Annotated in this window: 9 protein-coding genes and 1 riboswitch; of the genes, 3 read left to right on the top strand and 6 right to left on the bottom strand. The window is 75.9% G+C overall.

Going from position 1 to position 12303, the window contains the following annotated elements; all coding sequences use genetic code 11:
* Positions 1 to 12 precede the first annotated feature (12 nt).
* Genes ACIQTO_RS30130 through ACIQTO_RS30120 form a run of 3 tightly spaced genes read right to left on the bottom strand, consistent with a single transcriptional unit; the run spans position 13 to position 3361 of the window.
* Positions 13 to 1527 (bottom strand): precorrin-2 C(20)-methyltransferase, encoded by a 1515-nt coding sequence (locus ACIQTO_RS30130; RefSeq protein ID WP_402394553.1) that lies wholly within the window; start codon positions 1525 to 1527, stop codon positions 13 to 15.
* Positions 1524 to 2150, bottom strand: a complete 627-nt coding sequence (locus ACIQTO_RS30125) for a precorrin-8X methylmutase (RefSeq protein ID WP_402394552.1) — start codon at positions 2148 to 2150, stop codon at positions 1524 to 1526. The genes ACIQTO_RS30130 and ACIQTO_RS30125 overlap by 4 nt, the downstream gene beginning before the upstream one ends.
* On the bottom strand, positions 2147 to 3361 hold the full coding sequence (locus ACIQTO_RS30120) for a cobalamin biosynthesis protein CobG (protein WP_402394549.1): 1215 nt from the start codon (positions 3359 to 3361) through the stop codon (positions 2147 to 2149). Before ACIQTO_RS30120 ends, ACIQTO_RS30125 begins: the two co-directional genes overlap by 4 nt.
* A 143-nt stretch (positions 3362 to 3504) precedes the next feature.
* Positions 3505 to 3578, top strand: a riboswitch (cobalamin riboswitch).
* A 155-nt stretch (positions 3579 to 3733) separates the two neighbouring features.
* Between ACIQTO_RS30120 and cobN the strand changes: the two genes are divergently transcribed.
* On the top strand, positions 3734 to 7348 hold the full coding sequence (gene cobN, locus ACIQTO_RS30115; protein WP_402394547.1) for a cobaltochelatase subunit CobN: 3615 nt from the start codon (positions 3734 to 3736) through the stop codon (positions 7346 to 7348).
* A gap of 92 nt (positions 7349 to 7440) precedes the next feature.
* The gene (gene lnt / locus ACIQTO_RS30110) at positions 7441 to 9057 is read left to right on the top strand and encodes an apolipoprotein N-acyltransferase (protein WP_402394544.1); all 1617 of its coding nucleotides are present in this window, start codon (positions 7441 to 7443) and stop codon (positions 9055 to 9057) included.
* 34 nt (positions 9058 to 9091) lie between these two features.
* On the opposite strand, the gene ACIQTO_RS30105 is transcribed toward lnt, so the two are convergent.
* Positions 9092 to 9859, bottom strand: coding sequence for a VOC family protein (locus ACIQTO_RS30105; RefSeq protein ID WP_402394541.1), 768 nt, complete (start codon positions 9857 to 9859; stop codon positions 9092 to 9094).
* Between the two features lie 12 nt (positions 9860 to 9871).
* Positions 9872 to 10780: an NADP-dependent oxidoreductase gene (locus ACIQTO_RS30100; RefSeq protein WP_402394538.1), complete on the bottom strand. Its 909-nt coding sequence runs from the start codon at positions 10778 to 10780 to the stop codon at positions 9872 to 9874.
* 222 nt (positions 10781 to 11002) lie between these two features.
* Between ACIQTO_RS30100 and ACIQTO_RS30095 the strand changes: the two genes are divergently transcribed.
* Positions 11003 to 11722 carry an amidohydrolase family protein gene (locus ACIQTO_RS30095; protein WP_402394536.1) on the top strand — a complete coding sequence of 240 codons (720 nt, stop codon included), beginning with the start codon at positions 11003 to 11005 and terminating at the stop codon, positions 11720 to 11722.
* 27 nt (positions 11723 to 11749) lie between these two features.
* On the opposite strand, the gene ACIQTO_RS30090 is transcribed toward ACIQTO_RS30095, so the two are convergent.
* Entirely contained in the window at positions 11750 to 12253 is a 504-nt protein-coding gene (locus tag ACIQTO_RS30090) for a DinB family protein (RefSeq protein WP_402394534.1), read from the bottom strand.
* Between the last annotated feature and the right edge of the window lie 50 nt (positions 12254 to 12303).

Here is a 12303-nt window from a genome sequence, read left to right as displayed (position 1 = left end):
GGGGCGGGACGCTCACGCCTCCGGGTAGCGGCGCGGGGTCCAGACGACCTGGGTGCCGTTGCCGCGTTCGACGGCCCGCGTCTGCGAGGAGCCGATCAGCAGGATGGTCCGCATGTCGACCTCGGCGGGGTCGAGGTCGCCGAGGCGGACGGTGCGGACCCGCTCGGTCGGGCCGCCGACGTCGCGGGCCATCACCACCGGGGTCCGCGGGGCCCGGTACTCCAGGAGGAGGTCACGGGCCAGGCCGACCTGGGTGGTGCGGGAGCGCGAGCCGGGGTTGTAGAGGGCGAGCACGAGGTCGGCCTCCGCCGCCGCGCGCAGCCGCTTGGCCACGACCTCCCAGGGCTTGAGCCGGTCGGAGAGCGAGACCACCGCGTAGTCGTGGCCGAGCGGGGCGCCGGCCCGGGAGGCGGCGGCGTGCGCGGCGGTCATCCCCGGGACGATCCGGACCGGGACGTCGCGGTAGGCGTCCTCGCAGGCGACCTCCAGGACGGCGGTGGCCATCGCGAAGACGCCCGGGTCGCCGGAGGAGACGACCGCGACGTGGTGGCCGCGCCGGGCGAGGTCGAGGGCGAACTCGGCGCGCTCGGACTCCACCTTGTTGTCGGAGCCGTGGCGCTGCTGGCCGGGGCGCGCGGGCACCCGGTCCAGGTAGGTGGTGTAGCCGACCAGGTCGGTGGCGGCGGCCAGGGCACCGCGCGCCTCGGGGGTGAGCCAGAGCGGGCCGGCCGGGCCGGTGCCGATGACGGTCACACTGCCGGGGCCGTCGGCCGGCGGGGCCGGGTGCTCCAGCGGCGCGACCTTGCTGGGCAGGACCGCGACCGAGAAGTACGGGACGGTCCCGGGGTCGATGTCGGCCAGCGGACCGGTCCGCTCGCCCGGCATGAAGGCCCGCTCGACGTACTGGGCGTCGGCCAGCCGGCCGGCCCGCTCCAGGGCGCGGCGGACGGTGGGGAAGGTGCGGCCCAGCTTCATGACGACGGCGGAGTCGGCGGAGGCGATCCGCGCGGTCAGCTCCTCCTCGGGCAGCGTGCCCGGGATGACGGTGAGCGTCTCCTCGGCCTCGGTGAGCGGCTGCCCGAGCCGGGCGGCGGCGGCGCTGACCGAGGTCACGCCGGGCACCACCTCGGTGGGGTAGCGGTGCGCGAGGCGCTTGTGCATGTGCTGGTAGGAGCCGTAGAAGAACGGGTCCCCCTCGGCGAGCACGACGACGTCGCGGCCGGCGTCGAGGTGGGCGGCCAGCCGGCCGGCGGCCTCCTCGTAGAAGTCGTCCAGCGCGCCGCGGTAGCCGCCGGGGTGGTCGGTGGTCTCGACCGTGAGCGGGTAGACCAGCTTCTCCTCGATCTGACCGCCCGTCAGATACCGCTCGGCGATGGACCGGGCGATGGACCGGCCGTGCCGGGCGCTGTGGTAGGCCACCACGTCGGCCTTGCCGATGAGTTCGGCGGCGCGGACGGTGACCAGCGACGGGTCACCCGGGCCGAGCCCGACCCCGTACAGCCGGCCGGTCTGCTGAGCGTCCGTCACTCTTCTTCACTCGCAATCGCGTTGATGGCGGCGGCGGCGATCGCGCTGCCGCCTCGCCGGCCCCGCACCACCAGGTGCTCCAGACCGGAGGGGTGCGCGGCCAGGGCCTCCTTGGACTCGGCCGCGCCGATGAAACCGACCGGGACGCCGATCACGGCGGCCGGGCGCGGCGCGCCCGCCTCGATCAGCTCCAGCAGCCGGAAGAGCGAGGTCGGCGCGTTGCCGACGGCGACCACCGCGCCCTCCAGCCGGGGCAGCCACAGCTCCATGGCGGCGGCGCTGCGGGTGTTGCCCATCCGGCGCGCCAGCTCGGGCACCGACGGGTCGGTGAGGGTGCAGATCACCTCGTTGTCGGCGGGCAGCCGCTTGCGGGTGACGCCGCTGGCCACCATGTTCACGTCGCAGAGGACCGGCGCCCCGGCGCGCAGGGCCGCGCGGGCGGAGGCGACCGCGCCCGGTGAGTACACCAGGTCCTCGACCAGGTCGGTCATGCCGCAGGCGTGGATCATCCGCACCGCGACCTGGGCCACGTCGGCGGGCAGGGCGGCGAGGTCGGCCTCGGCCCGGATGGTGGCAAAGGACTGGCGGTAGATGGACGCGCCGTCCTTCTCGTACTCGATCACTTCGTGGTCCTCCTGGCCTCGGCGACCGCCTCGGCCATCTCCTCGTTCGTCACAGCCACGGCGGTGTCCCGCCCCGGCGGGGCACCCTGCACCACCACCCGGTATCCCTGCCCGGTCGCCAGGACGTCGACCCATCGCCCGGCCGGGTGACCGCAGCGGCGCTCGCAGCCCGACCAGTGCACCGGCAGGCCGCCGGTCCCGGCCGCCTCCAGCGCACCAGCGGCGTCGGCCCGGACATCGGCCCGGGACGACCCGCAGCCGGGCAGCCCGGTACAGGCGGTGGCCCGCTCCCAGGCGGCTCCGGGCACGGTCCGGAAGCCGGCCGCCGCCAGGTCGGCGAGCCGCGCGGCGGGCGCGCCGGGCAGCACCACCCCGCGCCAGGGGGTGAGCCGCAGCTCCCCCTCGGCCGCGTCGGCCAGCACCCGCCACTGCGCGGCCGAGGCCGAGCCGAAGCGCTGGGCGACCGACAGGCCGCCGGGCACCGCGCCGAGCGGCGGCGGCGTACCGGCGAACGCCGGCAGCCTGACCGTCCCGGCCGGCAGCAGGTCGGGGACCTCCCGCAGGTGCCAGGCCTCGCGGCCGGTGGCGCGCAGCACGGCCAGGAAGTCCCGGACCACCGCCAGCGCCGCGTCCACGGCCCGCGCGGCCGGGACGGGCCGCGCGGCGGCCGACCGACCCAGGCGCAGCAGCGCGCTGCCGTCCGGTCCTGCGATCAATGTCACATCGGCGTTGAGCGCGGCCACGTCACCGCGGCCGTCGTCCAGGGCGAACAGGAACTTGCCGGAGAGCCCCGCCGCCCACGGGCTCGCGCACAGCTTGGTGTCCAGCTCGCGCACCCAGGCCCGGACATCGGTGTAGCCGCCGCCGGGGCCGGGCGAGGCGACGATGTTGCGGACCCGCTCGTGGGTGTCGGAGGGCAGCAGCCCGGCCGACCGCAGCCGCTCGCCGAGTTCGGCCCCGCAGTCCGGAGCGAGGCCGCGCAGCTGGATGTTGCCGCGTGAGGTGATCTCCAGGGCGCCGTCGCCCAGCGCCGCCGCGGCCCCGGCCAGCGCCCGCGCCTGATCGACCGTCAGCAGTCCGCCGGGCAGGCGGACCCTGGCCAGGGCGCCGTCGGCGGCGGTATGCAGACGAAGCGCCCCCGGGCAGGCGTCCGCGCGGCCCCGGTCGGGCACGGCGGCGCCCGGCGCGGTCGCGTCGGGTGTCGGTGGCATGGCCGCGAGCATACAGATGATCCGATCGGTTGCCCCTGTCCTTCCGGTCACACTCCCGGCCGCTCTCCCCCAGGTCAGCCGTACCCCGTACGATGCTGCCGGGCGGCCCCGCGGGCCGCCCGCACGCCAGCGACGGCGCAGGGGAGGAAGCCGGTGCAAGCCCGGTGCGGTCCCGCCACTGTGACCACGGTTCAAACGCCGTGGAAGCCAGGAACTCCTGCCGTCCTCCACCGGCCCGGGGCGCGGACCCCGAGGAAGGCTTGACGCCATGCGCCGCCGCATGCCCGCGACCCCGCCGTCGCCCGTGCCTCCACGGGCGACCCCGTCGTCGCCCGTGCCCATGCCCGCCATCGAGGCCGGGAGGGCCTTCGCATGATCCTGCTGCTGTCGACATCCGACACCGACCTGCTCAGTGCCCGTGCCGCCGAGGGCCCCGTCGGCTACCGCCTCGGCAACCCGGCCCGGCTCTCGCCCGAGGAGCTGCCCGCCCTGCTGGAGGGCGTCGAGCTGGTCGTGGTGCGCCTGCTCGGCGGCCGCCGCGCCTGGCAGGAGGGCCTGGACGCGCTGCTGGCCGGCCCCCGCCCGGTGATCGTGCTGACCGGTGAGCAGGCGCCCGACGCCCAGCTGATGGAGCTGTCGACCGTGCCGGCCGGCATCGCCGCCGAGGCGCACGCCTACCTCGCCCACGGCGGCGCCGCCAACCTGGCCGAGCTGGGCTCCTTCCTCTCCGACACCGTGCTGCTCACCGGCCACGGCTTCGCCCCGCCCGCCTCCGCGCCCGCCTGGGGCCCGCTGGAGCGCGAGGCCCGGACGACCGAGGGCCCGATCGTCGCGGTGCTCTACTACCGCGCCCACCACATGAGCGGGAACACCGCCTTCGTCGACACCCTCTGCCGGGCGATCGAGGACCAGGGCGCGCAGGCCCGGGCGTACTACTGCGCCTCGCTGCGCGGCGCCGAGCCCGAACTGCTGGCCGCGCTCGGCGAGGCCGACACACTGGTCACCACCGTGCTGGCCGCCGGCGGCACCCGCCCGGCCGACGCGCAGGCCGGCGGCGACGAGGAGGCCTGGGACGCCGGCGCGCTCGCCGCCCTGGACCGCCCGATCCTCCAGGCGCTCTGCCTCACCTGGTCGCGCGCCCAGTGGGAGGCCAGCGACGACGGGCTCTCCCCGCTGGACACCGCCACCCAGATCGCCGTCCCGGAGTTCGACGGCCGGCTGATCAGCGTCCCGTTCTCCTTCAAGGAGCTGGACGAGGACGGCCTCACCGTCTACGCCGCCGACCCCGAGCGCGCCGCCCGGGTCGCCGGCACCGCCGTCCGGCACGCCCGGCTGCGGCACATCCCGGCCGCCGAGCGGCGGCTGGCGCTCGTGCTGTCCGCGTACCCGACCAAGCACGCCCGGGTCGGCAACGCCGTCGGCCTGGACACCCCGGCCAGCGCGATGCGCCTGCTGGCGCGCCTGCGCGCGGAGGGCATGGACCTCGGCACGGACCTGCCGGGGCTGGACACCGTCGACGAGGGCTCCCACGAGGGCGACGCCCTCATCCACGCGCTGATCGCGGCCGGCGGCTACGACCAGGACTGGCTCACCGAGGACCAGCTGGCCCGCAACCCGGTCCGCATCCCGGCCGCCGACTACCGCCGCTGGTACGCCACCCTCCCCGGGGCCCTGCGCGCGAACGTCGAGGAGCACTGGGGCCCGGCCCCCGGCGAGCTGTACGTCGACCGCTCGCAGAACCCGGACGGCGACATCGTGCTGGCCGCGATCCGCTCCGGCAACCTGCTGGTGCTGATCCAGCCGCCGCGCGGCTTCGGCGAGAACCCGGTCGCGATCTACCACGACCCCGACCTCCCGCCCTCGCACCACTACCTGGCCGCCTACCGCTGGATCGCGGCCGCCCAGGAGGACGGCGGCTTCGGCGCCGACGCCGTCATCCACCTCGGCAAGCACGGCAACCTGGAGTGGCTGCCGGGCAAGACCGCCGCGCTCTCCGCCGAGTGCGGCCCGGACGCCGTCCTCGGCGACCTCCCGCTGATCTACCCCTTCCTGGTCAACGACCCGGGCGAGGGCACCCAGGCCAAGCGCCGCGCGCACGCCACCCTGGTCGACCACCTCGTCCCGCCGATGGCCCGCGCCGACTCCTACGGCGACATCGCGCGGCTGGAGCAGCTGCTGGACGAGCACTCCAACATCGCCGCGATGGACCCGGCCAAGCTGCCCGCGATCCGCGCCCAGATCTGGACGCTGATCCAGGCCGCCAAGCTCGACCACGACCTCGGCCTGGACGAGCGCCCCGAGGACGACGGCTTCGACGACTTCCTGCTGCACGTCGACGGCTGGCTCTGCGAGATCAAGGACGCCCAGATCCGCGACGGCCTGCACGTCCTGGGCCAGGCGCCGGCCGGCACCGACCGGGTCAACATCGTGCTCGCCATCCTGCGCGCCCGGCAGATCTGGGGCGGCGTCAGCGCGCTGCCCGGCCTGCGCGAGGCACTCGGCCTGGACGAGGCCGCGCTGACGCTGGGCGCCACCGACGCGGCCGAGGCGCAGGCGCGCGCCCTGGTCGAGGCGATGGAGGCCGAGGACTGGGCGCCGGAGGCCGTCGAGAAGGTCGCCGCCGGGCTGCCGGACGCCGTCGCCGAGGTGCTCGCGTTCGCCGCCGCCCAGGTGGTGCCGCGCCTGGCGGCCACCACCGACGAGCTGGACGCCGTGCTGCACGCGCTCGGCGGCGGCTTCGTCCCGGCCGGGCCCTCCGGCTCGCCGCTGCGCGGCCTGGTCAACGTGCTGCCGACCGGCCGCAACTTCTACTCCGTCGACCCGAAGGCCGTGCCCAGCAAGCTCGCCTGGGAGACCGGCCAGGCGCTCGCCGCCTCGCTCGTCGAGCGCTACACCGCCGACAACGACGGCGCCTTCCCGCCCTCGGTCGGGCTCTCGCTCTGGGGCACCAGCGCCATGCGCACCGCCGGCGACGACATCGCCGAGGCCTTCGCCCTGCTGGGTGTGCGCCCGGTCTGGGACGACGCCTCGCGCCGGGTCACCGGTCTGGAGCCGATCTCCCTGGCCGAGCTGGGCCGCCCGCGGATCGACGTCACGCTGCGCATCTCGGGCTTCTTCCGGGACGCCTTCCCGCACGTGGTCGCCCTGCTGGACGACGCCGTGCGCCTGGCCGCCGCCCAGGAGGAGGCCGACGCCGACAACTACGTGCGGGCCCACGTCCAGGCCGACCTGGCCGTCCACGGCGACGAGCGCAAGGCCACCGTCCGGGTCTTCGGCTCCCGCCCGGGCACCTACGGCGCCGGCCTGCTCCAGCTGATCGACAGCCGCGACTGGCGCACCGACGCCGACCTGGCCGAGGTGTACACGGTCTGGGGCGGCTACGCGTACGGGCGCGGACTGGACGGGCGGCCGGCCCGCGAGGAGATGGAGACGGCGTACAAGCGGATCACCGTCGCCGCGAAGAACACCGACACCCGCGAGCACGACATCGCCGACTCGGACGACTACTTCCAGTACCACGGCGGCATGGTCGCCACCGTGCGGGCGCTCACCGGCAAGGCCCCGACCGCCTACATCGGCGACTCGACCCGCCCGGAGACCGTCCGCACCCGCACGCTGACCGAGGAGGCGGCCCGGGTCTTCCGCGCCCGGGTGGTCAACCCGCGCTGGATGGAGGCGATGCGCCGGCACGGCTACAAGGGCGCCTTCGAGATGGCGGCGACGGTCGACTACCTCTTCGGCTACGACGCCACCACCGGGGTCGTCGCCGACTGGATGTACGAGAAGCTGACCCAGGAGTACGTCCTCGACCCGGTCAACCGCGAGTTCCTGGCCGAGGCCAACCCCTGGGCGCTGCACGGCATCAGCGAGCGCCTGCTGGAGGCGGCCGAGCGCGGGCTCTGGGAACAGCCCGACCCGGCGCTGATCGAGCAGCTCCAGGCCGCGTTCCTGGAGACCGAGGGCGATCTGGAGGGCGACGAGGGCTGACGCGGCCGCGGCCGGTCGCTGCCGGGGTCCTATCACCCGTTCGGGTGACAGGACCCTGGCAGTGATCGCCGCCGAAGCGGACAATACGGGGCATGTCCCGCCGCCTCACGCTGCCCCGGCCTGCCCTCGGGGCGTCCATCGCTCCGGACCGTGCCGTCCGGGGCCGCCGCTACCGTGCCCGGCTGGCCGCCCTGGCCGCCGGGGCGGTGCCGGTGCTCGCCTTCCCGGCCCCCGGCGTCGCCGCGCTCGCCTGGGTCGCGCTGGTGCCCGGCCTGCTGCTGATGCAGCGGGCGCCCGGCGCGCGGGAGGCGGCGGTGCGCGGCTGGTGGTTCGGCGCGGGGTTCATCCTCACCGGGATGTACTGGCTGATCCCGTCCATCGGGCCGGCGCTGCCGGTGCTCGCGGTCCTGTTCGGGGCCCTGCAGGCGGGGGTGGGGTACGCCGTGTGGCGGCTGCTGCGCCCGCCGCTGACCACACGTCGGGCGCTGTCCGCCCTGGTGGTCGTCCCCGCGGTCTGGCTGACCACCGAGTACGCCCGCTCCTGGCACGCCCTCGGCGGACCGTGGGCGCTGCTCGGCGCCACCCAGTGGCAGCACCCGGCCGTCCTCGCGCTGGCCTCGGTCGGCGGGATCTGGCTGGTCAGCGCCGCCGTGGTGGCCGTGAACACCGGCGTGCTGATCGTGCTGACCGCCACCGGGTGGCGGCCCCGCGCCCTGGCGGCCCTGGCCGCGGTGCTCGTCCTGGCGGCCGGGCCGCTGCTGTTCGCGCTGCGCCCCGCGCCCGCCGGCGCCGGGGCGGTCACCGTGGCGCTGGTCCAGCCCGGCATCGTCGAGGATCCGCAGGCCCGGTTCGAGGCCAGTGCCACCGCGACCGCGGCCCTGGGCGGGCGGCCGGCCGACCTGATCGTCTGGGGCGAGAGCAGCACCACCGCCGACCTGGACCGCGACCCGGCCGCGACGGACCGGCTGCGCCGCCTCTCCGCCGTCACCGGCGCCGAGATCCTGGCGGGCGAGGACGCCCGCAAGGCCGACGGACGGATCTCCAAGGACGCGGTGCTGATCTCCCCCGCCGGGACGGTCGACCGCTACCGCAAGATCCGGCTGGTGCCGTTCGGCGAGTACATCCCGCTGCGCCCGCTGCTGGGCTGGATCGCCGGCGTCAGCCGGGCGGCGGGCGAGAACCGGGCCCCCGGGAGCGCGTTCCACGTCCTCCCGGCCACCGACCGCACCGGGGCGCCGCTGCCGGTCGGCGCGCTGATCTGCTTCGAGTCGGCCTTCCCCGACATGTCCCGGACCGCCGCCCGGGACGGCGCCCGGCTGCTGGTCTACCAGTCCTCGACCTCGACCTTCCAGCGCACCTGGGCGCCCGAGCAGCACGTCTCGCTGGCCGCGATCCGGGCCGCCGAGACCGGCCGCCCGGCCGTCCAGGCCTCGCTCACCGGGGTCTCGGCCGCCTTCGACGCGCAGGGCCGCGAACTGGCCCGGTTCGGGACGGACCGCACCGGCGCCCTGACGGTCCGGCTGCCGCTCACCGCGCCGTCCACGGTGACCTGGTACGACCGGGTCGGCGACGTGGTCCCGGCCGCCGCCCTGCTGGTGACGGCCGGTGCGGTGCTGACCGCCCGGCTCGGCGGCCGCGGCGCGCGCCGGGGCGACGGCGCCGATGCGGGGGCCGGGGCCGGGGCCGCCGCGGAGGCGGAGGCCGAGTAGCGGGCCGGCCGAGCCGGCCCGCTCCGGGGGTGGTTCAGCCCTCCGCCCCCGCCAGGTGCACCGCGAAGGCCGCGCCCTGCGGGTCGCGCAGCACGGCGACCCGGGGCCCGTCCGGCATCGAGGTGGGCGGCATCAGGACCTCGGCGCCCAGGGCGGCGGCCCGGGAGGCGGTCACGTCCACGTCCGCGACCGCGAAGTAGGGCAGCCAGTGCGGCGGCACCTGTGGCGGGAAGCGGTCGTCCATCGTCAGCATCCCGCCGAAGTCGGCGTCGGCCAGGCCCCACTGCGGGTAGACCTCGGAGGGGCGGACCGTCCAGCCGAACACCGCCGGGTAGAACGCGCGGGCCCGGTCGGGGTCCCGGGTGAGCAGTTCCACCCAGCCGAGCGCGCCCGGGCTGTTGAGCACCTCGACGCCCGCCAGCGTCTGCCCCTGCCAGAGCCCGAACACCGCGCCGGACGGGTCGGCGGCGATCGCGAACCGGCCCAGGCCCAGCGCCGCCATCGGCTCGACGACGATGCTGCCGCCCGCGCCGGTGATCCGGGCGGCGGACGCGTCCGCGTCCTCGACCGCGAAGGAGACGCTCCAGGCCGTCGGCTGGTCCTCCCCGTAGAGCGGGGCGACGGCGGCCGCGATCGCGCCGTCCAGCTTCATGAAGGTGTAGTCGCCGGCCTCCGGCGGAGCGTCGAGTTCGACGGCCTGCCAGCCGAACAGCTCGCCGTAGAACCGCTTGGCGCCCGCCGGGTCGGAGCTGCCGTGCTCCACCCAGCAGGGACCGCCGACCGTCACCGTCCGCTGCTTCATCTCGCCCTGCTCTCAGCCGATTTCGAGGATCAGTTTGCCGCGTGCGTGCCCGGACTCGACCTGCGCGAGTGCCTCGGCGGCCCGGGCCAGCGGATGCCGGCCGGTGAGGTGCACGTCCAGGTCGCCGGCCGCCACCAGGTCGGCCAGGGCGGCCAGGGACTCGGGTGTGGTGGCCCGGGTGACGAGCCGGCCGCCGAGCTCCGCCACGGTCGGCGGGTCGACGGTGGAGACCAGCTTCGAACGGTCGGCCAGGGTCTCGGCCGCGGCCCGCAGATCGGCCCCGCCGACCAGGTCGAGGATGCCGTCCACGCCGTCCGGCGCGACCGCCCCGATCCGCTCCGCCACACCGTCGCCGTACCGGACCTGGACCGCGCCCAGCGACTCCACGTAGCCGCGGTTGGCGTCGCTCGCCGTGCCGACGACCCGGATGCCCCGGCTGCGGGCGATCTGCGCGGCCGCGCTGCCGACACCGCCGGCGACCCCGAGGATCAGCAGTGTCTGCCCGGCCCCCACGCCGACGTCCCGGACCCCGTCGTCGGCGGTCGCCGCCGCCACCGGGAGGGTCGCCGCCTCCGCGAAGCCGAGGCCCGCGGGTTTGACCGCGCTCATCGCCGCGAGCAGCAGGGTCTGCTCCGCGTAGGCGCCGGCGGCCGCGATCCCGAACACCTCGTCGCCGGGGGTGAACCCCGTGACGTCCGGGCCGATCCGCTCCACCACCCCCGCCGCCTCCTGGCCCAGCACGGCGGGCAGCACGCGGTCCTGCCCCAGGAGCCCGCGCCGGATCTTCCAGTCCACCGGGTTCACGCCGGCCGCCCGGACGGCGATCGCCAACTGTCCCGGGCCGGGCTCCAGCACCGGCCGGTCCAGGAACTCCTGGGTCTGCGGCCCGCCGTAGTCGACGAACCCGAACGCCTTGACCATCCTCGATCCACTCCTCCGCCGGTGCCCCCGTTCCCCCGCCCCAGCATGCGGGCCGGACCGGCGCCGGTCCGCCGCTGCTGGGCCGAACGGGCGTGCGAGCCGCCGGGGGGTGGGCGGGGGCGCCGGGTGTCCGGCGCCTCGCCCGCCGGCGGGCGTTGACGAACCGCGCCCCGATCCGTTTGGTTGGTGTCGCCGACAAAACCCCCTCAACCATGAGGAACCATGACCACAGCCAGCACCGCCACCGTCTTCCGCGACATCCGGCCCCACAGCCGCGCCGCACCCGTCGAGCTGATCGCCGCCGGCGGGCTGCTGGTCGAGCGGGTGCCCGAGGGCGCGCGGGTGGAGGTCGTGGAGGGCGGCGGGCGGATCGCGCTGCCGACCCTGGTGGACGCGCACATCCACCCGGACAAGACCGCCTGGGGCGAGCCCTGGTACAGCCGGCGCCCGGCGAGCGGCCTGCCGGAGTACGTCCGGGGCGACGTGGAACTGTACGAGCGGCAGCGCACCCCGCTCGCCGAGCGGGCCGAGCGGCTGGCCGACGCCGGCATCGGGCTGACCACGGTCGCGCCCTCGGCCCACCAGGTGCTGCCGTTCCGTGAGTTGGCGGCACACGGGGTCCAGGTCGGGCTCGGCTCGGACGGCGTACGGGACTCCTGGAGCCCGTTCGGCAACGCCGACATGCTGCACCGGGCCCACCTGCTCGGCTGGACCACCGACGCGCGGACCGACACCCAGCTGGCCGAGTGCTTCGCCCTCGCGTCCGCCGGGGGCGCCGAACTGCTGGGCCTGCCCGCCGCCGACCTCACCCCGGGTTCACCCGCCGACTTCATGCTGGTGACGGGCGAGTGCCTGCCCCAGGTGGTGGTCGACCTGCCGGAGCGCGAACTGGTCGTCCGGGCCGGGCGGGTGGTGGCCCGCAACGGCCGGTTCCTGGGCTGACCGCGGCACCGGGCCGCCCCCGGTGCGTCAGCCCCGGTCGTGGTCCCCCGTCCGTCCGTCGATCAGCTCGCGCAGGATGTCCAGGTGGCCCGCGTGCCGGGCGGTCTCGGTCGCCATGTGGATCAGCACCCAGCGCAGCGACACCTCGTCGCCGAACCAGGCCCGGCCGAGATCGTCGAGCTCGAACTCCTCGATCACCTGGTTGGCACTGGCCCGGGCGCGGGCGTAGAAGGTCAGGATGTCGGCCGTGGACTCGTCCGGCCGCACCCGCATGTCGGACTGGTCGTCCTCGTCGAGGTCGAACGGCAGCGGACCGGTCTCACGGCCGAACGCCTGGCAGAACCAGCCGAGTTCGGCGCCACCGAGGTGCTTGACCAGCCCCAGCAGCGTCGTCCCGGACGCCGTTATCGGCCGGCGCAGCTGCTCGTCGTCCAGGCCCTCCAGCTTCCACAGCACCGCGTCGCGGTGCCGGTCGAGAGCCACGAACAGGCTCTCCTTCTCCGCCCCTTGGAAGGGCACGCGCTTCGTCATGCGCGGACCCTAACAGGCGGCCGGGCCGATGGGGACGGTCAACGCCCCAT

This window comes from Kitasatospora sp. NPDC091207 (assembly GCF_044768625.1).
Taxonomy (GTDB): domain Bacteria; phylum Actinomycetota; class Actinomycetes; order Streptomycetales; family Streptomycetaceae; genus Kitasatospora.
The sequence above is the reverse complement of the archived record's forward strand: the minus strand, read 5'-3'. Positions and strand labels throughout refer to the sequence as shown.